The organism is Cobetia sp. 5-25-4-2 (assembly GCF_013374075.1).
Taxonomy (GTDB): Bacteria; Pseudomonadota; Gammaproteobacteria; order Pseudomonadales; family Halomonadaceae; genus Cobetia; species Cobetia marina.
Genome location: NZ_BLWK01000005.1, coordinates 112,863 through 134,761, shown reverse-complemented (window position 1 = coordinate 134,761; position 21,899 = coordinate 112,863). Strand labels below are relative to the sequence as shown.

Genomic DNA, 21,899 nt, shown 5'->3' with positions numbered 1-21,899 from the left:
GGGTCTGGCCGGGTGCCAGACCCTGTGACTGCATAATACTCAAGGACTCCCATGTCGCGTTTCTCCTTTTACCTTCTGGTCGGCCTGCTGATGCTGATTGGCGTGGGCCTGACCGCCTACCGCCATATTTCCTTCGATGTGCCCTGGGTGCCGGGTGCACAACAGAAAGTCTGGGATATCGAGGCCCAGGTCGCCTTCACGGCAACGGGCGGTCCGGTCAAGGCGTCGCTGGCGCTTCCGGAAAATCAGAAAGGCTATAGCGTCCTGACCGAGAACACGGCCTCCTCCGGCTTCGGGTTGTCGTACCTGGATGATCTGCCGGGCCGTCGTGCTGAATGGTCGATCCGTGAGGCCGCTGGCTCCCAGCTGCTGTATTACACCGTGACCATGCTGGAGTCCGACAACGCGACGCCTGCTGCCATCAAGCGCCTGCCGGCGCCTCAGGAAGTGTCCTGGGAACGTCCCTATGATACGGCTGCCGCTCAGGTGATAGAGCAGGCGCGCACCCGCAGCGCCGACTCCTTCACCTTCGCCCGTGAACTGATCAAGCAGTTCGACAATCAGCGTCAGGGTGAGAACGCGCGTCTGCTGCTGACCCAGTTCCAGCGTCCGGTGCTGATGCTGCGTCTGCTCAATGAAGCGGGCGTGAGCGCACGCCTGGTCAGTGGCTTGAGCCTGGAAGACGGACGCCGTCGCCAGAACGTGAGCTCCTGGCTGCAGGTCTTCGCCGAGACACCTGACAGCAATCAGGCTGTCGAGATCGACTCCCCCGAGGGTGAGAAGCTCAACACTGACTGGGTGCTTATCAACCCCGAGACCGGCAAGCAAGGTGAGCCTGACAACCTGCTGCTGTGGGAAGGCCGCGGTGCCCCGATGCTGGAAGTGGAAGGTGGCGTCAATTCCCGCGTCAGCTTCTCGATGATTCGCCACAACGAACCGGCCGCCGTCGCGGTTCGCAACAAGCTGGCCAATGACGAGCTGCTCAACTTCTCTATCCACTCGCTGCCGCTGGAAGAGCAGGCCCTGTTCAAGACCATTCTGCTGATCCCGATCGGCGCACTGGTCGTCGTGCTGCTGCGGGTGCTCGTGGGCCTGAAGACTTCCGGTACCTTCATGCCGGTGTTGATCGCCCTCGCCTTCATCCAGACCAGCCTGATCACCGGCTTGATCGGTTTCCTGCTCATCGTCGCCACCGGGCTCGTGATTCGCAGCTACCTTTCGCGGCTCAACCTGTTGCTTGTCGCCAGGGTCTCGGTGGTGATCATCACGGTGATCGCGATCATCTCGATCTTCTCGGTACTCGCCTATCGCTTCGGCCTCAATGCCGGCCTGACCATCACCTTCTTCCCGATGATCATCCTGTCCTGGACCGTCGAGCGCATGTCGATCCTCTGGGAAGAGGAAGGCCCCAAGGAAGTCCTCAAGCAAGGTGGCGGTAGCCTTCTGACCGCCGTGCTGGCCTATCTGGCAATGAACAATCCGTGGGTGCGCCACCTGACCTTCAACTTCCTGGGTCTGCAGCTGGTGCTGATGGCCTTCATCCTGCTGCTGGGCAATTACACCGGCTATCGTCTGCTGGAATTGCGTCGCTTCAAGCCGCTGACGGAGGATTGAGATGCTCGCGTCATGGATGAATCGCTGGTCGCGCAACTGGACCACGCCGGGCGCCCTGCGTGCCCGGGGGGTTGTCGGCATGAATCGCCGCAACATCGGCTATATCTCGAAGTACAACGACCGCCGCCTCTACCCGCTGGTGGATGACAAGCTGCAGACCAAGCTGCTGTGTCAGAAGTACGGTCTGGCCTCGCCGGAGATGATCGGCAAGGTCGCCAGCCAGTTCGAGGTCGAGCGGGTCGTCGACATGGTGCGCGATCACGCAGGTTTCGTGATCAAGCCGGCCAAGGGCTCTGGCGGCAAGGGGATCCTCGTCATCGAGCACCATGATGGCGAAGAGTATGTGAAGCCCAGCGGCGCGCGCATCACGCGTGCCGACATGGAGCGCCACGTCTCCAACATCCTGTCAGGACTTTATTCGCTGGGCGGCTCACCGGATGTGGCGCTGGTCGAAGGCTTGATTTCCTTCGATCAGGCCTTCGCCGAGTTCACCTATGAAGGCGTTCCCGACATTCGGGTCATCGTCTTCAAGGGCTATCCCGTGATGGCGATGATGCGCCTGTCGACGGCGGCCTCGGATGGCAAGGCCAACCTCCACCAGGGGGCGGTCGGTGTCGGGCTGGATATCGGGTCAGGCTGGGCCGTGCGCGGCGTGCAGTATGATCGCCCGCAGTTCGCCCACCCCGATACGGGACATGACATCTTCTCGCTCAAGGTACCCCAGTGGGACACCCTGCTCGAACTGGCCTCAGGGTGTTACGAGATGACGGGACTGGGCTATCTGGGCACGGACATGGTGCTTGACCGGCGTCATGGCCCGATGCTGCTCGAGCTCAATGCGCGACCGGGCCTCGCCATCCAGATGGCCAATGGCGAAGGACTGCGCAAGCGTCTCGAACTGATCGAGCGTCAACCCGATGGCGTGCCTGTCGCGGAACGGGTAGCCTTCGCCCGCAAGCACTTCGCACGCAGCAAGGAAGACGTGGCCAACGTCGGAATGGCCCCCATTCCTGAATGATGGCGTGACCGCAGAGAACAACGCCCCGTGACACGCGAGTGTCACGGGGCGTTTGCGTTCGCGGGACGAGACCCTCAACCGGGGTCCATGCTCAGCATCAGGCGGCTACCGGTCGGCACGACTGGCGAGCGATGGATCAGGCCATGCCCCTCATTGCCGGGCCAGCATTCTCCCTTGAGCAAGGCCAGGCTTCCCGGGCGCAGCTCCCGGATCTGTTCCGGGTCCCGACAGATGTCCCGGTGTCCGACAACGCCATGCCCCAGAGCCAGGCGATCGGCGGCCTGCTCCGGCAACCATTGCGTTCCGGGGCCCTCATAGGTCGTCACCAACCGGACCGGAATGCGATCCACATGAAAGCGTGGGCACATGGCGCTCTGGGTCATTTCCAGCCGCATGCCGATATCCTGCACGTCGAACAGCTCGCCGATGGCCTCTCCCAGCACATAGATATCCTCTATCAGCGCAGCCCCGGCATCCGGTGCGGGTAGGTAGCGCTCCAGCGCCTCACGCAGGTCATTGATAGGCCCGCGCCAGCGCATGCGCAGCGGGTAGGCACCCGAGGACTGAGCCTTGACCGCCATTTTCAATGCCGCATCGATGCGGCGCTGCATCACGGCCAGCGTCACCTCCGGGCGAAAGATCTCCCCGAGATCCAGCGCCTGCTCGCCGATGTGCCAGTGTGGTGTTGCCGAATCTTTCGAACCGCTCGCCGTGACAGCTGACTGGGCCAACCTGCCGCCCTTCGCAGGCCGGGAAGCCGATGGTGTGTCATGAGAAGTGATCGGAGTGATCGGAGTGATCGGAGTGATCGGAGTGATCGGAGTGATCGGAGTGATCGAGTGCATGGTAAGCGCCTCGGTGGGTAGGCAAGAGGGAAATCACGCTCGTTATTGTTATGTTATAACATGTCTTTGATGTGCAGTGACAACACTCTACCTTGCCGCTATCTGACAAGCCTGAGTCTGCATATGGCCCGAGACCGCCCAAATGCCCTAGAATAAGAGTCTGTTCATTGAGGTAACACGCTGATCTGATTCACTCTCAACGTGTCACTGGCCTCTCGTCATCCCGGATTCTCGATCCTCAGAATTCCCGACACCCAGGATTCTTCATGCCCGAGCAACTTTCGCTGATCGACCAGGCTGAACGCCAATGCCTGAAGCGTGGCGTGCGTTTCACCCCGATCCGGCGACGTGTGCTGGAATTGATCGCCAACAGTCATGGCGCACTCAAGGCATACGACCTCTTGGATCAGCTTGCCAAGGAACACGGTGCCGCCCGCCCGCCCACGATCTATCGCGCGCTGGATTTCCTGATCGAACAAGGCCTCGTCCATCGCATCGAATCGCTCAATGCCTTCCTTGCCTGCCACTGTCCCGAGCATCAGCACGGTTTCCAGCTGCTGATCTGCCGTGGTTGCGGGAGAGTCGAGGAGATGCACGACGATGATCTTGGCACTCGCCTTCTCGCCAGTGCAGATCGCCATGGTTTCACGATCGAACGCCAGACTGTCGAACTTGAGGGGCGTTGCCAGAAATGCGCCTCTCAGGTCGCTGACATGGTAGAAACCGCTCAGTGAATGGCGCTTGCGAGCGCTTTTGATACGATATAACATTTGCTTCCCACGGAGGACGTCACATGCTGGACATCCGCATTTCGCAGGCACAGGTCGTCAATGAAGGCACCATTTCCACTCTGGATGTGGGCATCAAGGACGGGCGTATCCATGCCATCGGCAGTGATCTCTCACATCTGGACGCGCGTGAAGTGATCGATGCTGCCGGCCGCCATCTGCTGCCGGGCATGATTGATGATCAGGTGCATTTCCGTGAGCCCGGCCTGACCGCCAAGGGCAATATCGCCACCGAGTCGGCCGCCGCCGTCGCCGGGGGCATCACGACCTTCTTCGACATGCCCAACGTCAAGCCGGCCACCCTGGACAGCCATGCGCTGGAGGCCAAGTTTGCCGTGGCGGCGGGTCGTGCGCATGCCAACCACGCCTTCTATCTGGGTGCCAGCAACGACAACCTGGAAGCGATCAAGACGCTGGATCCGAATCAGACCTGCGGCATCAAGATCTTCATGGGTGCCTCGACCGGCAACATGCTGGTCGATGATCCGGAGATTCTCGAAGGTATCTTCAAGCATGCTCCGACGCCCATCGTCACGCATTGCGAAGACACTCCGATGATTCTGGAGAACGAGGCGCGCTGGCGTGAGCGTTTCGGGGAAGACGTGCCCTTCTCCGAGCACGGTCTGATCCGTTCTCGCGAGGCCTGCATCAAGAGCTCACGCCTGGCGATCGACCTGGCCACTCGCAACGGCACCCAGCTGCATGTCCTGCACCTGACCACCGCTGAAGAGATGGCGCTGTTCAAGCCGGGCCCGATGGCTGGCAAGCAGATCACCGCCGAGGTCTGCGCGCATCACCTGTGGTTCAGCGATGCCGATTACGACACGCGTGGCAGCCTGATCAAGTGCAACCCGGCCGTGAAGACCGCCGAAGACCGTGCCGCCCTGCGTGCCGCCGTGATGGATGGTCGCATCGACATCATTGCCACTGACCACGCGCCGCATACCTGGGAAGAGAAGCAGAACCCCTACTTCAAGGCGCCTTCCGGTCTGCCGCTGGTGCAGCATGCCCTGCTGTCACTGCTGGATCAGGTTCAGGACGGCATCTACGACCTGGAAACCCTGGTACAGAAGACCAGCCACAACGTCGCGGATCGCTTCTCCATCGTCGATCGCGGCTATATCCGTGAAGGGGCGTTCGCGGATCTCGTGCTGGTCGACCTGAATGGCGAGACCAGCGTCACCCGTGACAACGTGCTCTACAAGTGTGGCTGGAGCCCCTTCGATGGCGTGACCTTCAAGGCACGCATCGATGCGACCTTCGTCAATGGCGTGAAAGCCTATGACGGCAAGACCGTCAACCCGGTGGCCAACGGCCAGCGTCTCTCGTTCAACCGCGGCTGATGGCGGTCCTGGCGTGTCGATCTTCGGCACGCCTTGCCCGCATCATGCCGTGATCACTAGCAAAGGAAGTGGTGTCATGAGTATGCATGCGGGCTCTCCCCTGGCCTCTCGCCAAGTGTTCTGCGAAAAGCTGCTGTCCCGGATCCAGCGCACGCTGGGTTCGCGGGCTGCGCGTAGCCTGCCGTTGAGCGTGCTGGGTGCGCTTGCCGTTCTGGCGGCCCCCAACGCGCAAGCCGAAGACAGTGCGCCACTGCATGTCGCCGTCAGCGTGCCGCCTATCGAGTGGATGGTCGATCAGCTGGCCGGGGATCATGTCGAGATCACGACGCTGGTCAAACCGGGCAACAGCCCGCACACCTATGATCCGACCCCTCGCCAGGTGGCCGAGTTGTCGACGGTTCCCCTCTATCTCGCCATCGGCGTACCCTTCGAGCAGGTCTGGTTGCCGCGTCTCGAGAAGAACAATGCCGAGATGCAGGTCGTGCATCTGGAAGAGGGTCTCAACACGCGCCATTTCGGCAGTAAAGACGCTCATCATCATGATCACGGCTCCGACCATGACGAGCACGCGGGCCATGATGAGCATGAAGACCACGCAGAGCATGACGAGCACGGCCATCAAGACCACGCAGATCATGACGAGCACGGCCATCAAGACCACGCGGATCATGACGAGCACGCGGGCCATGATGAGCATGAAGACCTCGGCGAAGCCGACCCTCATCTCTGGCTGGATCCGCAGCGAATGCAGACCGTCGTCGAGCGCACTGCCAAGGTATTGGAAGCCCAGCTGCCTGAACATGCCGGTGAAATCGATGCCAATGAGCAGCGGCTGCTCAAGACCCTGAATGCGCTGGACACGCAGATCGCGCAGGCGCTGGCACCTTACAAGGGTCGCAACTTCCTGATCTTCCACCCCAGCTTCGGCTACTTCGCGGATCGCTACTCACTCGCGCAGCATGCCATTGAAGTCAGTGGTCGTGAGCCTACACCACGCGAGATGGCCACTCTGGTCACACGTGCCAAGGACGAGAACATCGGCACCATCTTCGTCTCGGGACAATTCTCCCAGACGGCCGCCAAGCGCATCGCCAGCTCGCTGGATGCCGAAGTCGCCGTGCTTGACCCGTTGGCCGAGGACTATCTCGAGAATCTCAAGCGTGCCACCGAAGCACTGAAAGCAGGCTTCGAGCGGACCGACAGTCAGTAATTTCTGGCCAGGTATTGCGCATGCGGCATGATCTTGCACAATGCTCTGCCCCATAAAAAAGTCAGACGGGCGCTCACGCGCCCGTCTGCGTTGCAAAGAGGTACCTCTCGTCATGGCCAGCCCCATCTCCGTCGCGCGCCGGCGCCCGGACAGCCATCCGGATGCACCAGCCACCGGGCGCAGTGTCGGTCCGGTATTTCGCCCGGTCCCGGCGGATGCGCCGGATGCCATCGATATTCGCGGCGTGACCTTTCGCTATGGTGAGCAGGTCATTCTCGACGATGTCGACTTCCAGGTCGGCGCCCGCGAGATCGTGGGGCTGATCGGCCCCAATGGAGGCGGCAAGAGCACCTTGCTCAAGCTGGTGCTTGGCCTTCACAAGCCGGCAGCTGGGTGTGTCCGCGTGCTGGGGCGCACTCCCCAATCTGCCGCACGCCATATCGGCTATGTGCCACAGTTCGCCAATTTCGTGAAGCGCTTTCCGATCCGCGTGGAAGACGTCGTGCTGATGGGGCGCCAGGGACGCAAGCGTCAATGGGGCCCCTGGCCACGCGCGGATCGTGAGGCGATCGGTGCGGTACTGGAGGAAGTCGGTATCGGTCATCTGCGCCGTCGGCATATCGATGCCCTCTCCGGCGGTCAGCTGCAGCGTGTCCTGATAGCCCGGGCACTGGCGGCCGAGCCGCAATTGCTGCTGCTGGATGAACCCACCGCGAGTGTCGACAGCGATGGTGAGCGTTCATTGTTCGAGCTGTTCAATCGGCTGGCCAATCGCATGAGCGTCGTGGTGATCAGTCATGATCTCGGCTTCATCAGTGATTATGTCGATCGGGTGGCCTGTCTCAACCGCAAGATGATCGTCCATGACACCGAGACGCTGACCGCCGAATCGATCGAGCGGCTCTACGGTGAACACGTCCAGATGATTCATCACCATCATTGATACGGCGGCCCGTGACAGGCTGCCTGGCGGGTTTCATTTCTTTCACGGCGCCTGCCCCGCGCTCTAGGCTTACAACACATGAATTTCATCACCGCCCTGGGCAGCCAGGACTTTCTTCAGAACGCCCTCTTCGCCGGCCTGTTGGCAAGTCTCGCGGCGGGCCTGGTAGGCCCCTATGTCGTGGTACGCCGCATCGGCTATCTGGCAGGCGGCATCGCCCACACGGTGCTTGCCGGCATGGGGATCGCCTACTTCATGGGGGCCAGCCCGCTCGTCGGTGCCTTCATCAGTGCCATCCTCGCGGCATTGCTGATCGGCTATATCAGCCTCAAGGGGTTTGACCAGGAAGACACCGTCATCGGTGCGCTGTGGGCCATCGGCATGGCCACCGGCATCCTCTTCATCAGTCAGACCCCGGGTTACAAGGTCGATCTGATGAGCTATCTGTTCGGCAATCTGCTGCTGGTGCCCGCGGACGCCATCGGCACCCTGGCCTGGATGGTGGGTGGGCTGGCACTGGTGCTGCTGGTCGTGCACCGTCCTCTGACGGCCGTGATCTTCGATGAAGAGTTCGCTCGCCTGCGAGGAGTGCCGGTCAAGACGCTCTATCTGCTGTTGCTGGTGCTGGTCGCCATCACCGTGGTGCTGTTGCTGCAGGCCGTCGGGCTGATCATGGTGCTGGCATTGCTGTCACTGCCAGCCGCGCTGGCCGGCCATCATGCGCGCTCACTGGGCATGATGATCGTGATCGCGAGTCTGGCGGCCATGGCCTTCACCACCGGTGGTCTGGCGCTTTCCTGGCAGTTCGATCTGCCTGCCGGTGCCACCATCGTACTGGTGGCGGGGATCGCCTATCTGGTCTCGCTGATCTGGCGTAGCGCCCGTGGCGGTCTGCGCCGCTGAGTCGCGGCTTGTTACACTGAGACTTCTTGAGATCTGGCCTCCGAACCGAAACGCTGCAACCTGCGCAGTGAACGTCGCGACGGGGCCAGTCTTCGATACAGCTTCTGCAAGGATATGGATTCAATGGCACAGGATGGACTGCTCAAGTCGCTGGAAAATGCACAGGTCGGCGAAAAGGTCGCGCTGGACACCCTGATGGCTGCCCTGCCGTGGAATGGCGACGGGTTGATTCCTGCCATCGCCCAGCAGCATGACAGCGGCGAGATACTGATGATGGCGTGGATGAATGCCGAGGCGTTGCGCGAGACGCTGACCACGGGACGCGTGTGCTACTTCTCGCGCTCGCGCAGCAAGCTATGGCGCAAGGGCGAAAGCTCCGGTCAGCAGCAGCATCTGGTCAGCACCCACCTTGACTGCGACGGTGACACCCTGCTGGTCAAGGTCGATCAGACCGGCCCTGCCTGCCATACCGGACGCAAGAGCTGCTTCTACTGGCGCCTTGACGCCGAAGGCGCAGAGATCACCGATGCACCGATCATTGATCCCGACACGCTGTATGGCAACGCCTGAGTCAGGTCAACGAGACCCCGATTCCCGCCCTGCTCGCGGCTCGCTGTCGCGCGCTATGACGGCTGGCATGACGCGCCTGCTCACCGGCCTGCTGCGCGGCTATCAGCTGGTGCTCAGCCCGCTGCTGGGGCCGCGTTGTCGCTTCTATCCCAGCTGCTCCAGTTATGGCCTCGAGGCCATCAAGGTGCATGGGCCGCTCAAGGGGTGCTGGCTGACAGCCAGACGCCTGTCACGCTGCCATCCCCTCGGTGGCCCCGGAGGAGTGGACCCCGTGCCGCCACGCAAGGAGTCATCGTCAGACTGCTGCGCGGGCAATGACCGCGACTCAGGCCCCACGCCCTGATGGTGTCGCACGCTCCTGCGAGCTGATTTACGCATGTGAAGTGAAGTCGTGATATACTTCACATGTGAAAGGCGTCATGTGCGATGCCATCGTCAGTCAGCAGGAGAGCACCATGCCCACCGCAACCGCCATCGATCGTGTGTCCCCGACCAGCCCCAGCGCGGGTCGCGTTGCCCTCAAGTCTTTCTTCAACATCATGGAGAAATGGCAATGCAGCGCTGCCGATCAACGCGTGCTGCTCGGCGGCATCGGCACCACCACCTATCACAAGTACCGCAAGCTGCCGGAAGTCCGCCTGCCCAATGACACCCTGGAGCGTATCTCCTACGTGATGGGGATTCACAAGGCGTTGCGCATCCTGTTCAGCAACACGCCTGAAATGGCCCATGAATGGGTGCGCCGCCCCAATCGTGCCGCTCCCTTCAATGGACAGAGCGCGCTCGACTACATGCTGGCCGGGCAGGTGGTGTCACTGGCCGACACCCGTCGTTATCTCGACGGAGTGCGTGGATGAGCATGAGCGCCCTGCCCCAACCTGCCCTGACACTGCCGGACTGGCAGAACGCCTGGCGCGTCATCTCCAGCGCCTTCCCGCCCATCTCGGTGTTCGAGGATATTCTCGAGCCTGATGAGCTGGAGATGGCGTTTGCCATCGAGGCGCTGACCAATGATCGTCTGCGCGAGGAGGCCGGCGAGCTGAACCGTGTCGCACCCGAGGATCGCATCAGCGGGCCGGGCTCCACACCGGTGATGGCGGCCTTCACGCACATCGGGCGCGCATCACGTTTCACCGATGGCAGCTTCGGTGTCTACTACTGCGCCAGTAGCCTGGACACCGCCATCAGCGAAACCCGCTTTCACATGGCACGCTTTCTGGCCGATACCGCGCAACCCAGCCAGGAAATGACGATGCGCAGTTACGTCAATCGCGTGACGCAACCCTTGCACGACATTCGCCAGGGATACGCCGAGCTATGCCAGCCGGACACGGCCAGCTACCCGGCCGGCCAGGCTTTCGCGGCGAAGATGAGAGATACCGGCAGTCATGGTCTGCTCTACCCCAGCGTCCGCCATGCCAAGGTTGAGCCCGATGCCGAATGCGCGGCCATCCTGCGTCCACCGGCGGTCAGCATCCCCATCCAGGGCCCCCACCTGCGCTACGTCTGGGATGGTCAGCAACAGGCCATGACGCATGTGCTGGAGGTCAAGGAGCACCGCTGAGCCTGTGACGACACTGCGAACCTCCCGCTGGGTCCAGTCAGCGCGTCATTGCAATGACAATCGCAATGCCAAAGACGCCCGCCATGCCGATCGAGATGTCTCGATCGGCATGGCGGGCGTCTTGGTTATCGTCAGGCCTCTTTTCTCGCCAGGCGTCAGGCGTTGGCGTGCAGCTCGGCAACACCGTAGATGCGCTTGAGCATTGCATGCAGACCATTGGAGCGTGTCGGCGACAGGTGCTTGTCGAGGCCAAGCTCAGCGAGGAAGGTCGGCTGAGTGGCGACGATTTCCTGCGGCGTCCGGTCGTTGTAGATGCGCAGCACCACGGCGATCAGGCCTGCCACGATGGCCGCATCCGAGGTGGCCTGGAAGTGCAGACGCTGCTCGCTGCCTTCACCACGTACGTCAGGATGAATCCAGACGTTGGACTGGCAGCCGTCGATCTTGGTCTCAGGCCCCTTCAACTCTTCCGGGTATTCCGGCAGCGCCTTGCCCATGTCGATGATGTACTGATAGCGGTCCATCCAATTGTCGAAGAAGCTGAATTCCTCGACCAGTTCCGCCTGCGCTTGTTGCGCGTCGCTCATGCTGACTCCCGATGATGTCACTGAAGAGTGTCTGAAAATATGCTGTCGGCCATGATAACGCCTGACTCCGACGGACGCACGGGAGGCGTGAAGCCTGGCGCCATGCCAGCAGTCACGCCTCCTCCTCACGGGTAGCCGTCGTCGTCGCCAGCGAGTGCCTTGCCATCTGCTGCTGCCACTCGCCGTCTTCGGCATGCAGGTAGCGAGAGGTGGTATCCAGCCGTGAGTGTCTGGCGGAGCGAGACAGGAAACGCAGCTCTACCCCGGCCTGTGCCTGGTGGGTAATGGCGGTGTGACGCAGCCAGTGCGGGCTTGCCTGGTCGAGCGTGCGTGCCATCAACTCGCTGGCGTCGCCGGGGTGCTCCGTTCGCTGGCGCATGTCGTGGGCGGCCTGGGTAAACGTCTGCTTGATCAACCGGTAGAGCTGATTGTCGCCGAGAGGGGTCGTGCCATCCAACCGCGCGAGCAGAGGCAGTGACTCATCAGCGGGCAGTGCCTGTGGCAAGTCACTCAGTCCACGCAGGCGTCGCCAGCGCACCAGGGCCTCGAGCATCGGGGGCGGCAGCGGAATCTCGGCCAGCTTGGCACCCTTGCCTATCACTCGCCACCACCACTGGCCTTCCCGCTTGATGATATCCCCCATTCTGGCGGCGGCCATCTCGGCGATACGCGGCGCCATCAGGTAGGCAAACGCGAACAGAAACCGCTGGCGCTCCGCGATGAATCGCTCCCGCGACACCTCGCGCTCGAGGGAGGCACTGCCGGCTGTCGGTACGTGACAACGCACCTCATCACAGCGCGCCTCGATACGCCCCCACAACCAATCCCATAGCGGACGCTCGAGATAGCGCTCGATGCGCAGCGTGCGATTGTCCATGCGCCGCTTGTCACGCATTAGCCGGAAAGGATTACGCGCCAGATAGCCAGCCTCGATTAACCAGGCATAAAGCCCCTGCAGGATCACCAGACTCTGGCGGCGGCTGGCCGGAGCCAGCGGACCGCGAAAGGGTCGCCACTCGGGGTGCCTGCGGGCACGCACACTGCCAATCCAGACCTCCGCTGGCTGAGGATTGGCCAGAAAGGCCTCGAAGTGCTCGAGCCGCTCACGATCCAGACTTGCCAGGGCGGCGCCTCTCCCCTGCTCACCTTCCGCCCTTAGCCACAGAAGCAGACGCTCTGCTTCCTTGCGATAGGCGCGCAGGGTCTGCGGGCTGTGGCGATATTCATTGAGCCACGCCGCCACGGCCTCAATGTCCGTCTGCGCCTTGATGAGTGCAGCATTGCCACTCTGCGTGACGGCTGCAGTGCTGGCGGTATTGGCCAGCTCGCCCTCAAGGCGGCCGATCAATGCGGCCATGCCACCGTGTGCGCCCTTCTCCACTGTCTCGACTCCTGTCGCGTTGCCTGGGGGCTGATTGTGACGTTACGGCCATGATAATTCAAGATAATGCGCGTAATCATGAATTGCTACCACCAAGGGTAACGTAAATTACGTATTACGTAATATGTAATTATCTTTATTCCAAGCAGACGAGTAGCTACAATGACGCTAAGCGGCCAGAAGTCTGCCTAAAGGGGAGCCCGCGAGAGCACAGGGAAGATTTCTTGTGCATATCACGCAGAATCCTGACCAATGGAGTGGTAGTGAACGTCACTTCGTGGCGTAATGGCCGCTGAGCATCAACTTCAGAATACGGACGGAGATTCCCATGGCGCGCATTGGCGTCCAGTACGAGGATGTACAACGAGCGATAGAATCCTTGATGGCACGTGGTGAAGCGCCCAGCGTGCAGAAGATTCGGGAAGTGCTGGGGACCGGCAGCTTCACCACCATCAGCGATCATCTGCGCGAATGGCGCCAACGTCGCGCCGAGAAACGTGATGAGCCTCTGACCCAGGCGATGCCGGATAGTCTGACGGAGACACTGGCCACGGTATGGAGTGAAGCCCAGTCTCTGGCCAACGAGAGCCTGGCGCACTATCGGCAGGAAGCTGACCGCCAAGCCGAGGCAGCCCGTGAGGCCGAGGCACAGTCACAGCGGCGCGCAGAGGATGCGGAGCAGCGGCTCAGTGCACTCACGGAGCAACTGGCGGGAGTACAGGCGCGTCTCGAGGAGCGCGTGCAGACACTGGCGACCTTGACCAGTGAGCGCGAACAATGGCAGCAATTGCAGGAGAAGCTCGAGAAGCGCCTGACGCTTGCCCAGGAAGATGTCACCGCACTCGAGCGGACACGCGAGCATGACCATGAGCGCCATCAGCAGCTGGTGCAGCAACAGGAAAGCGAATTCAAGGAGCGCCTGGCGCAGGAAGAGTCTCGTCACGAGGCCAGTGAGACGCGCCTGATGAAGCTGCTCGATGATGCGCGCCTGGAGAAGCAGGAGCTGGACAAGCAGCATCGCCGCCGCCACGAGCAGCTCGAGAAGCGCGTGGAACGCCTGGATGCCCAGACGGCGGAGCAGCGGAAGTTGCTTCAGGAAGAGGAACGTCGTCGCTTCGAGGAAACCACGCTACGACAGCAGCGCGATGTGGAGCTCAAGGATCTGCGCTCTCAGCTGGAGCAGTCCATGGCGGAACAATCTCGTCTGGAGGCACAGCTGAGCCAGATCACGCATGAAAACAAGTTGCTCAAGGAGCGCCTGGCCTTCGCGCCGCTTCCTCCTTTTGTGTGTTGATGTTCCTGCAACGTCTGCTGAGGTTGCTGCAACACTCACACCAATGAAAGACGCCACCCTCAGGGGTGGCGTTTCGCTTGGAGGATGGCGCGTTCCCGCACCTCAGGATTCACGTCACATCATGCTCACCGCTGTCGAGAAATCTACAGCAGTTCTTCCGCCACCAGTGCCAGACGCGAACGCTCGACACACTTGAGCGTGACGTGACCGGCATGCGGCCAATTGGCGAAGCGTTGCACTGCCACCGCGAGACCACAGGTATTGGCCGTCAGATAGGGCGTATCGATCTGCCCGACATTGCCCAGCAGCACGACCTTGGTGTTGGCACCAGCCCGGGTCAACAGCCCTTTCAATTGTTTCGGTGTCAGGTTCTGGGCCTCATCGATGATCAGGAAGGTGTCGCTGAGGGTTCGCCCCCGCATGAAGGACGGCGAGCGAATCTGGACACGGTTGCCAATCCAGGCACGGGTGGCCTCCTCGTTCCACGCGCTGGTGCCCTCGCCTTCCTTGCGCAGCAGATTGTCCATGTTGTCGTGGAAGGCGCCCATCCACGGCGACATCTTCTCTTCCTCGGTCCCGGGGAGAAAGCCGATCTCTTCCCCCATAGCGATCGGCGCGCGCGTGAAGATGATACGTTCGAAGCGTTTCTTCTCCAGAGTCTGCTCAAATGCCGCCGCCAGGGTCATGTAGGTCTTGCCTGTCCCGGCACTCCCGGCAATCGAGACCATGTCGACGCTCTCATCCATCAACAGATTGAGCGCGAAATTCTGGCGACTGTCATGGGCATTGACGCCCCAGGCGCTACGCTCGTTGCGGAAATCCTGCAATACCTCAAGGCAGGCGTGATCATTGTCCAGCTCGCGCACGATGGCCTCGAAGCTGGCACCACGATCACAATCCGCGATCAACATTCCCGGATACCAGTCCTTGGGCATCTGGCCGGCGAGGGTGTAGAAGGTGCGATGATTCTCGCGACTGACGGTGACATCCACCTGCAGGTCATCCCATACGCCCTGACCGTCAGGCCCAGCCTCGTGATAGAGCTTCACGCCCTCGATCATGGCATCGCTGTCACTGAAGGCGCGATCCGTCAGATAGTCCTCGACGGCCATGCCCAGTGCCGCTGCCTTGATGCGCAGATTGATGTCCTTGGTCACCAGGATGACGGATGCATCCTGACTGCGCGCCGCGAGACTGCGTGTCTCGGCAAGAATGCGGTTGTCGGCGCTTGCCTCGCTCTGATCGATGCTACCGGAGAGAAAATGAAGATTGCCGGCGCCATTCAACGAGCCCGGCAGTGGAATACCGCGCAGAATCTCCTGTGGTGTGATGTCGGCGGTGAGATCAGACAGGGTGCGACTGATCTGGCGAGCAGTGTGGGCAATTTCCTTGTGGCCATTCTTGTGCTTGTCCAGCTCCTCCAGCACCGTCATCGGAATGACGACATCGTGCTCGTCAAACTGGAAGATGGCGGAGGGGTCGTGTATCAGCACGTTGGTATCGAGGACGTACAGACGACGGGACTGCTTCTCGACTCTTACCATTGGCGACATGCCTTCCGTTGGGGTGTGCCCTTTGAAGCTATCACGCCGAATATGTCGAAGATGTTTCAATTTGGCGCTCGATTTCACGCACAGGGTGCTGACAGGTCACGCAACGCAGGCGCATAATCTGTCCCCGGCTCTGCTGGCCGCACTCTCATCTGCTGTTCGTCACGGCCATGTTGCCGGCCTTCCTGCCGAGCATCTCGTGCAGCCATGAGCACGCAGCCACTGGACTCTCTGCACTTTTCATTTGCCAGATTTCATTTGCCAGATTTCATTTGCCAGACATCCCCTGCCGCAGATCGTCAGACAACCGCGTCGCCAGGAGCGCTGCGGAAGGACAGATGAAAAAAACCGCCCCTGACGATGTCAGGGGCGGTTTTTCATTGGCGGGTGCGCAATGTCACGGGTCTCGATCGTTCAGACCCCGAAGCATCAGGCAGTGACGCTTTCGCGACGGCGACGGCGCACCTGCAACCAGCCGATCAACCACAACAGCACGATGGCTGGCAGCATCGCGATTTCCTTCGGTGGACGTTCAGCGGTCTGCTGGATGCCATCGATGGTGAAATCGAAATCGATACCGGCCTGCTGTGCCACGCTACCGTATTCCACCATGCTGACCAGCACCTGCTTGTCGCTGATATCCAGCGTCAGACCGACATCGCTCAGGCGCGCTTCGCCACTGTCGGCATCCGACACCGGCAGCAGCACGGTCTTGGAGACCTCATCGCCATCCAGATTGATGCCTGACACATGAATCGGCAGCTTGCTGTCGACCGGTGCCTCCTCCATCAGGGTCTCGATCTGCTGCGGAGCCGCCATGATGACTGGCGGATAGACCATGTCCCACCAATAGCCCGGACGGAACAACGTGAAGGTGATCAGCAGAAGACCGATGGTCTCGTACCAGCGGGTACGCGTCAGCCAATAACCTTGCGTGGCCGCCGCGAAGACCAGCATCGCCGCGACCGCCGAGGCGATGGTGATCGCCAGATGCCAGTAGCTATCGATGTTCATCAGCAACAGGTTGGTGTTGAAGATGAACATGAAGGGCAGGATCGCGGTGCGGATGTCATAGGTGAAGCCCTGGATACCGGTCTTGATCGGGTCTGACTTGGCGATGGCCGCCGCCGCGAAGGCGGCCAGACCCACCGGTGGCGTGTCATCTGCCAGTATCCCGAAGTAGAACACGAACAGGTGCACGGCGATCAGCGGCACGATCAGGCCGTTCTCGGCGCCCAGATTGACGATGACCGGCGCCATCAGCGTGGAGACCACGATGTAGTTGGCCGTGGTGGGAAGCCCCATGCCCAGAATCAGACTGATTACGGCAGTGAAGATCAGGATCAGCATCAGGTTGCCTGCCGAGATGAACTCGACGAATGCCGTCATCTTGAGCCCGAGCCCGGTCAGGGTCACGGTACCGACCACGATACCGGCCGCCGCCGTGGCGACACCGATCCCGATCATGTTCTTGGCACCGATGACCAGACCATGGAACAGGTCCTCACCGCCACGCTGGGTTGCCCCCCCCAGATTGCCTTCCTTGCGGAAGATCGCGACCAATGGGCGCTGGGTCACGGTGATGAAGATCATGAACAGCACCGCCCAGAAGGCGGAAAGCCCCGGCGACATGCGCTCGACGGTCAGACACCATACCAGCACCACGACCGGCAGCAGGAAATAGAGACCGACCTTGACCGTCGGGCCCACCGGCGGCAATTCATCGATGTCCCCTTCCTCCAGCGGAGGGAAGCAGGCGGAATAGGCGATCAGGCCGACATAGGACGCCAGCAGCAGCGGCAGCACGATATAGACCGCACCATCACCCGCCAGACCCTTGATCCAGCCGATACCGTAATAGACCACCAGCGTGAGCACGCCCATGCCGATGAAGACGGTCAGGAAGGTCAGCATCGAAGCCATCAGGCTGGTCTTGTGCGTCCGCTTGAGGCCTTCCATGCCGGCCTTGCACGCTTCCAGGTGCACGATGTAGATCAGCGCGATATAGGAGATCAGTGCAGGCAACAAGGCATGCTTGATGACATCCAGATAGGGGATGCCGACATATTCCACCATCAGGAAGGCGGCAGCGCCCATGATCGGAGGTGTCAGCTGGCCGTTGGTGGAGGCTGCCACCTCGACGGCGCCTGCCTTGGTGCCAGGGAAGCCGACCTTCTTCATCAACGGGATGGTGAAGGTCCCGGTGGTCACGACGTTGGCGATGGAAGAGCCGGAAATGATCCCCGACAGGCCAGACGCCACCACGGCAGCCTTGGCTGGTCCGCCACGCATGTGACCGAGCATCGAGAAGGCCATGCGGATGAAGTAGTTGCCGGCACCGGCGCGTTCAAGCAAGGCGCCGAACAGCACGAACAGGAAGACGAAGTCGGTGGAGACACCCAGCGCGACACCGAAGACCCCTTCCGTGGTCAGCCACTGATGCCCCAGAAGCTTGTTGAGACTGGCCCCGGCATGCGCGATGACATCGGGCATGTAGGCGCCAAACAGACTGTAGAGCAGGAAGACGGTGGCGACGACCGCAAGCGGCGGCCCGAGCGCACGACGGGTCGCTTCCAGCAGCAACAGGAGGCCGATGCCCGAGAACACGAGGTCCGTCGTGGTATAGGCACCCGCTCGTCGCGCCAGTTCGTCACTGAAGATGAGCACGTAGGCCACGCCCGCCACGGCGAATATCGCCAACGCCCAGTCATACAGAGGAATACGATTGGCGGGCGCGCCCTTGTAAGCGGGATAGGCCACGAACGCCAGCGAGATGGCGAAGCAGAGATGGACGGCTCGCGCGGTGTCGGAGTTCAGCAGCGACAAGGGCGAGGCGTGATAGAGCTGGAAAAGAGACCAGGCAAGCGGGATCAGCCACATGAAATGGCGCCCCACGAAGCCTTCCGGATGACGCCCGCCGACCTCCGATTCGAGCATCTTCTGCACTTCTGCATCATGATCCGTCTCGGCGCCAGGCGCAGAGGACGGCGGTGAAGATTGAGTTTTGGTCATTTTTTATGATCCGATCAACGCGAGTCAGGCGATGACTGGCAGGCATCATCAGGAAACGGCATCTACGTCTACCCGCCATGTTCCCGACCCAGGATGACGCTGCACAGCCACATGCTTATCAAGCAGGTTACATCTTCAGTATGTCCGGCCTGACGGATGTTTCCATTAATTGGCTGAATCAGGACGATATTTCCTGACTCAGCGCCGAGCGACGCTCGGGGTACCACCTTCCCCACCTGCTCACCGCTGAGACCGACGGGGATGAGTCATGCGCCTTGCTGCATCACCAGACCCGCCGGCGGCAGCCATCCATTGGCCATGCAGGAGCTGCGACTCATGAGGACGACGAGTCACGAAGGTGAGGTCTCTACAACGGTTCCTGCACAACGGTTCCTGCACAAGCACGGAGACCGCAACAGGTGCGGTCTCCGTGGTGAAGCCTGATCAGCCTGCGACAGGCAAGCGAGTCAACCGCATCACTCGCTCAGCAGGCCCGCTTCCTTGTAGTACTGCTTGGCGCCATCGTGCAGCGGAGCTGTCAGCGATGCACTGACCATCTCTTCCTTGTTCAGCACCTGGAAGGCCGGGTGCAGACGCTGGAACTGATCGAAGTTGTCGAACACGGCCTTGACCACCTCGTAGGCGACACGATCTTCCACTTCGGTGCTGGACACGATGGTGGCGCGCACCCCGAAGGTGGTGACGTCGTCGTCGTTACCGCGATACATGCCGCCCGGGATGGTGGCGACCGAGAAGTACGGCTTCTCGTCGACCAGCTTGGTGACCGCGTCGCCGGTGACGTTGACCAGAGTCGCGTCACAGGTGGTGGTGGCTTCCTTGATGGAACCGGACGGGTGACCCACGACATAGACGTAGCCGTCGATCTTGTTGTCGCACAGCGCGGAGGACATCTCAGAAGCCTTGAGCTCGGATGCCACCGAGTAGACGCTGGTGTCCTTATCCTGGGAAGACAGCAGGGTGTCGATGGTGGAGCGCTGACCGGAACCCGGGTTGCCGATGTTCATGCGCTTGCCTTCCAGCTGATCGAACTCGGTCACGCCACTGTCCTTGCGGGCAACGACGGTGAACGGTTCCGGGTGCAGGGAGAACAGGGAGCGCAGTTCCTTGTTGGGGCCGAAGTCCGCGAAGTCACCTTCGCCTTCATAGGCGTTGTAGTGGGCATCTGACTGAGCGACGCCCATGTCCAGCTCACCGGTGCGAATGCTGTTCAGGTTGTAGCCTGAACCACCCGTGGACTCGACGCTGCAACGAATGCCGTGTTCCGCCTTGCCACGATTCACGAGGCGGCAGATGGCACCACCGGCCGGATAGTAAACGCCGGTGACACCGCCGGTGCCGATGGTCACGAAGGTCTGCTCCGCGGCGCTGGCGCCACCGGAGATCCCCATCAGGCCAAGACCTGCGGTCGCGACCGCCGCTGTCAACGACTTCTTGATCATGGTCATCTTGAAACTCCCTTTGCTGGCTTGTTATTGGTGTTGCCGTCTTGCATCCCGGCTGAATACTGCGAAGGTGACAACCTGATCACCGCATTGCATGACAAGGTTGATATTTCAGCAACTTGTGGATGCTCGACGCTGAGATGAGATTAGCATAGCTGATGTCTCTGGTACGTAACGGAAAAGCTTTATGCTACGAAAGGTGTATGCGCTGGCAAGATCATGTGGTGACCTGAACTGGCAGACAAGAAATTCACTGGTCAAGCGCCCTTCGCGCATAAAGAAACGCCCCGCGGTGATGCCGCGAGGCGTTTTTTCAAGCTGGCGATCGCTGACAAGTGTCAACGAATGGTAACGCTGCCCATGGAATAACCCAGAGCTTCCTCACCGTCGCCTGCATGGGGCGTCAAGTGCGGGTCACGCTGCGCATGGTCACGAATTCTTCGGCAGCGGTTGGGTGGATACCGACCGTCAGGTCGAAGTCGGTCTTGGTCAAGCCAGCACGTACGGCAATGCCGATGCCCTGCATGATCTCGCCTGCCTCATCCCCCACCATGTGGACGCCGACGACCTTGTCGGTTGCATCATCGACGATCAGCTTCATCAGACTGCGCTCGTCACTGCCGGACAGCGTGTGCTTCATCGGGCGGAAATCGGCGGTGTAGACACGGATGCTGTCGAACTTCTCGCGCGCCGCTTCCTCGCTGAGGCCGACGGTGCCGATGTTGGGGTGACAGAACACGGCCGTCGCGATGGTGTCGTAATCCAGACCACCGACCACGCCATCACCGAAGTGTGCGCGAACCAGATGCATGGCCTCTTCCAGCGCGACCGGCGTGAGTTCCGGCCCGCCGGTGATGTCACCGAGTGCCAGGATGGAAGGCGTGGTGGTCTCGAAGCGCTCATTGACGCGCACGGTACCGTCGGCATTCAGCTCGACATCGACATTCTCGAGCCCGAGACCATCGATGTTCGGCTTGCGACCGGTCGCGGCGAGAATGCAATCGACTTCCAGCACCTGGCCATCGCTGAGGCTGACCTGATAGACATCGCCCTGCTTGTCGATGGACTGCACGGTGGTGTTGAAGTGCAGGTTGACGCCCTTCTTGGCCATCTCGTCGCGCGTGAAGGCGCGCACTTCATCGTCAAAGCCCCGCAGGAACAGCTCGCCGCGATAGCTCAGATGCGCCTCGGCCCCCAGGCCATTGAAGATGCTGGCGAACTCGACGGCGATGTAGCCGCCGCCAATGACGAAGAAGCGCTTGGGGAACTGCTCGAGATCGAAGATGCGGTTGGAATCCAGCGCATGCTCACGGCCCGGGAAGTCCGGCAGGAAAGGCCAGCCACCGGTAGCCACCAGAATCTTCGCAGCGGTATAGCGCTTGCCGTTGACTTCGACGGTGTTGGCATCGGCGATCGTGGCACGGCCGTCGATCAGCGTGGTGCCGGAGTTGTTGAGCATGTTGCGGTAGATGCCGTTCAGGCGCGTGATCTCGGCGGTCTTGCGATCTCGCAGAGTGGCCCAGTCAAACCGGGGAGCCTCGCCGATGTTCCAACCGAAACCTGCGCTGTCCTTGAAGGAATCATGGTAGTGAGCCGCATAGGAGTAGAGCTTCTTCGGCACGCAACCCACGTTGACGCAGGTGCCGCCGAGATAGCGATCTTCCGCGACGGCAACGCGTGCACCGGTGGCTGCGGCAGTACGCGCTGCACGCACACCGCCGGAACCGGCGCCAATGACGAACAGGTCGAAGTCAAACTGGCCTGTCACAGGCTGTTGGGTCTGATCGGACACGGGAATCTCCTTGGTAAATTGG

At 61.1% G+C, this 21,899-nt stretch carries 19 protein-coding genes; 12 read left to right on the top strand and 7 right to left on the bottom strand.

Features of this window, described 5'->3' with window-relative positions:
* Positions 1–51 precede the first annotated feature (51 nt).
* Together HXS65_RS11700 and HXS65_RS11695 are read left to right on the top strand one after the other, a co-directional pair.
* Entirely contained in the window at positions 52–1,614 is a 1,563-nt protein-coding gene (locus HXS65_RS11700; RefSeq protein ID WP_077376389.1) for an inactive transglutaminase family protein, read from the top strand.
* Between the two features lies 1 nt (position 1,615).
* Complete coding sequence (locus HXS65_RS11695) at positions 1,616–2,632, top strand: alpha-L-glutamate ligase-like protein (RefSeq protein ID WP_240499519.1); 1,017 nt, start codon at positions 1,616–1,618, stop codon at positions 2,630–2,632.
* 74 nt (positions 2,633–2,706) lie between these two features.
* Here HXS65_RS11695 and HXS65_RS11690 read toward each other — a convergent pair whose 3' ends face one another.
* Positions 2,707–3,363 carry a DUF1826 domain-containing protein gene (locus HXS65_RS11690; protein WP_176493914.1) on the bottom strand — a complete coding sequence of 219 codons (657 nt, stop codon included), beginning with the start codon at positions 3,361–3,363 and terminating at the stop codon, positions 2,707–2,709.
* Positions 3,364–3,743: 380 nt separating this feature from the next.
* Here HXS65_RS11690 and HXS65_RS11685 point away from each other — a divergent pair, with 380 nt between their 5' ends.
* From HXS65_RS11685 to HXS65_RS11645, 9 genes are all read left to right on the top strand, one after another.
* Positions 3,744–4,211, top strand: a complete 468-nt coding sequence (locus HXS65_RS11685; RefSeq protein WP_084208678.1) for a Fur family transcriptional regulator — start codon at positions 3,744–3,746, stop codon at positions 4,209–4,211.
* Positions 4,212–4,270: 59 nt separating this feature from the next.
* Positions 4,271–5,608 carry a dihydroorotase gene (locus HXS65_RS11680; protein WP_176493913.1) on the top strand — a complete coding sequence of 446 codons (1,338 nt, stop codon included), beginning with the start codon at positions 4,271–4,273 and terminating at the stop codon, positions 5,606–5,608.
* A gap of 76 nt (positions 5,609–5,684) precedes the next feature.
* Positions 5,685–6,818, top strand: a complete 1,134-nt coding sequence (locus tag HXS65_RS11675; protein ID WP_176493912.1) for a metal ABC transporter solute-binding protein, Zn/Mn family — start codon at positions 5,685–5,687, stop codon at positions 6,816–6,818.
* Positions 6,819–6,930: 112 nt separating this feature from the next.
* Positions 6,931–7,761 (top strand): metal ABC transporter ATP-binding protein, encoded by an 831-nt coding sequence (locus tag HXS65_RS11670; RefSeq protein ID WP_077376403.1) that lies wholly within the window; start codon positions 6,931–6,933, stop codon positions 7,759–7,761.
* Between the two features lie 78 nt (positions 7,762–7,839).
* Positions 7,840–8,664: a metal ABC transporter permease gene (locus HXS65_RS11665; RefSeq protein ID WP_077376406.1), complete on the top strand. Its 825-nt coding sequence runs from the start codon at positions 7,840–7,842 to the stop codon at positions 8,662–8,664.
* A gap of 123 nt (positions 8,665–8,787) precedes the next feature.
* Positions 8,788–9,234 (top strand): phosphoribosyl-AMP cyclohydrolase, encoded by a 447-nt coding sequence (gene hisI, locus HXS65_RS11660; protein ID WP_373996124.1) that lies wholly within the window; start codon positions 8,788–8,790, stop codon positions 9,232–9,234.
* Positions 9,235–9,301: 67 nt separating this feature from the next.
* Positions 9,302–9,577: a membrane protein insertion efficiency factor YidD gene (gene yidD, locus HXS65_RS11655; RefSeq protein WP_205632688.1), complete on the top strand. Its 276-nt coding sequence runs from the start codon at positions 9,302–9,304 to the stop codon at positions 9,575–9,577.
* A gap of 112 nt (positions 9,578–9,689) precedes the next feature.
* Complete coding sequence (locus HXS65_RS11650) at positions 9,690–10,091, top strand: MbcA/ParS/Xre antitoxin family protein (RefSeq protein ID WP_084209711.1); 402 nt, start codon at positions 9,690–9,692, stop codon at positions 10,089–10,091.
* Positions 10,088–10,798, top strand: coding sequence for an RES family NAD+ phosphorylase (locus tag HXS65_RS11645; RefSeq protein WP_240499520.1), 711 nt, complete (start codon positions 10,088–10,090; stop codon positions 10,796–10,798). The genes HXS65_RS11650 and HXS65_RS11645 overlap by 4 nt, the downstream gene beginning before the upstream one ends.
* Positions 10,799–10,953: 155 nt before the next feature.
* Here HXS65_RS11645 and HXS65_RS11640 read toward each other — a convergent pair whose 3' ends face one another.
* Both HXS65_RS11640 and HXS65_RS11635 read right to left on the bottom strand, forming a co-directional pair.
* Entirely contained in the window at positions 10,954–11,385 is a 432-nt protein-coding gene (locus HXS65_RS11640) for a SufE family protein (protein ID WP_084208681.1), read from the bottom strand.
* Between the two features lie 112 nt (positions 11,386–11,497).
* A complete protein-coding gene (locus HXS65_RS11635; protein WP_255304491.1) occupies positions 11,498–12,766 on the bottom strand; it encodes a site-specific integrase in 1,269 nt (422 codons plus the stop codon).
* Positions 12,767–13,094: 328 nt separating this feature from the next.
* On the opposite strand from HXS65_RS11635, the gene HXS65_RS11630 reads away from it, so the two are divergent.
* Positions 13,095–14,060 carry a DNA-binding protein gene (locus tag HXS65_RS11630; RefSeq protein ID WP_084208682.1) on the top strand — a complete coding sequence of 322 codons (966 nt, stop codon included), beginning with the start codon at positions 13,095–13,097 and terminating at the stop codon, positions 14,058–14,060.
* A 143-nt stretch (positions 14,061–14,203) separates the two neighbouring features.
* On the opposite strand, the gene HXS65_RS11625 is transcribed toward HXS65_RS11630, so the two are convergent.
* The 4 genes from HXS65_RS11625 to gorA all read right to left on the bottom strand — a co-directional run bounded on the left by HXS65_RS11625 (position 14,204) and on the right by gorA (position 21,877).
* On the bottom strand, positions 14,204–15,604 hold the full coding sequence (locus tag HXS65_RS11625; protein ID WP_077376418.1) for a PhoH family protein: 1,401 nt from the start codon (positions 15,602–15,604) through the stop codon (positions 14,204–14,206).
* 435 nt (positions 15,605–16,039) lie between these two features.
* The gene (locus HXS65_RS11620; RefSeq protein ID WP_240665319.1) at positions 16,040–18,547 is read right to left on the bottom strand and encodes a TRAP transporter permease; all 2,508 of its coding nucleotides are present in this window, start codon (positions 18,545–18,547) and stop codon (positions 16,040–16,042) included.
* Between the two features lie 551 nt (positions 18,548–19,098).
* The gene (locus tag HXS65_RS11615; RefSeq protein WP_217622094.1) at positions 19,099–20,082 is read right to left on the bottom strand and encodes a TAXI family TRAP transporter solute-binding subunit; all 984 of its coding nucleotides are present in this window, start codon (positions 20,080–20,082) and stop codon (positions 19,099–19,101) included.
* Between the two features lie 406 nt (positions 20,083–20,488).
* Complete coding sequence (gorA, locus tag HXS65_RS11610) at positions 20,489–21,877, bottom strand: glutathione-disulfide reductase (protein ID WP_254696484.1); 1,389 nt, start codon at positions 21,875–21,877, stop codon at positions 20,489–20,491.
* Between the last annotated feature and the right edge of the window lie 22 nt (positions 21,878–21,899).

Bases quoted from the DNA above. Each gene is read 5' to 3' on its own strand.
- HXS65_RS11700 (WP_077376389.1), top strand. From the start codon at position 52: ATGTCGCGTTTCTCCTTTTACCTTCTGGTCGGCCTGCTGATGCTGATT.
- HXS65_RS11695 (WP_240499519.1), top strand. From the start codon at position 1,616: ATGCTCGCGTCATGGATGAATCGCTGGTCGCGCAACTGGACCACGCCG.
- HXS65_RS11685 (WP_084208678.1), top strand. From the start codon at position 3,744: ATGCCCGAGCAACTTTCGCTGATCGACCAGGCTGAACGCCAATGCCTG.
- HXS65_RS11680 (WP_176493913.1), top strand. From the start codon at position 4,271: ATGCTGGACATCCGCATTTCGCAGGCACAGGTCGTCAATGAAGGCACC.
- HXS65_RS11675 (WP_176493912.1), top strand. From the start codon at position 5,685: ATGAGTATGCATGCGGGCTCTCCCCTGGCCTCTCGCCAAGTGTTCTGC.
- HXS65_RS11670 (WP_077376403.1), top strand. From the start codon at position 6,931: ATGGCCAGCCCCATCTCCGTCGCGCGCCGGCGCCCGGACAGCCATCCG.
- HXS65_RS11665 (WP_077376406.1), top strand. From the start codon at position 7,840: ATGAATTTCATCACCGCCCTGGGCAGCCAGGACTTTCTTCAGAACGCC.
- hisI (WP_373996124.1), top strand. From the start codon at position 8,788: ATGGCACAGGATGGACTGCTCAAGTCGCTGGAAAATGCACAGGTCGGC.
- yidD (WP_205632688.1), top strand. From the start codon at position 9,302: ATGACGCGCCTGCTCACCGGCCTGCTGCGCGGCTATCAGCTGGTGCTC.
- HXS65_RS11650 (WP_084209711.1), top strand. From the start codon at position 9,690: ATGCCCACCGCAACCGCCATCGATCGTGTGTCCCCGACCAGCCCCAGC.
- HXS65_RS11645 (WP_240499520.1), top strand. From the start codon at position 10,088: ATGAGCATGAGCGCCCTGCCCCAACCTGCCCTGACACTGCCGGACTGG.
- HXS65_RS11640 (WP_084208681.1), bottom strand. From the start codon at position 11,385: ATGAGCGACGCGCAACAAGCGCAGGCGGAACTGGTCGAGGAATTCAGC.
- HXS65_RS11630 (WP_084208682.1), top strand. From the start codon at position 13,095: ATGGCGCGCATTGGCGTCCAGTACGAGGATGTACAACGAGCGATAGAA.
- HXS65_RS11625 (WP_077376418.1), bottom strand. From the start codon at position 15,604: ATGGTAAGAGTCGAGAAGCAGTCCCGTCGTCTGTACGTCCTCGATACC.
- HXS65_RS11620 (WP_240665319.1), bottom strand. From the start codon at position 18,547: ATGCTCGAATCGGAGGTCGGCGGGCGTCATCCGGAAGGCTTCGTGGGG.
- HXS65_RS11615 (WP_217622094.1), bottom strand. From the start codon at position 20,082: ATGATCAAGAAGTCGTTGACAGCGGCGGTCGCGACCGCAGGTCTTGGC.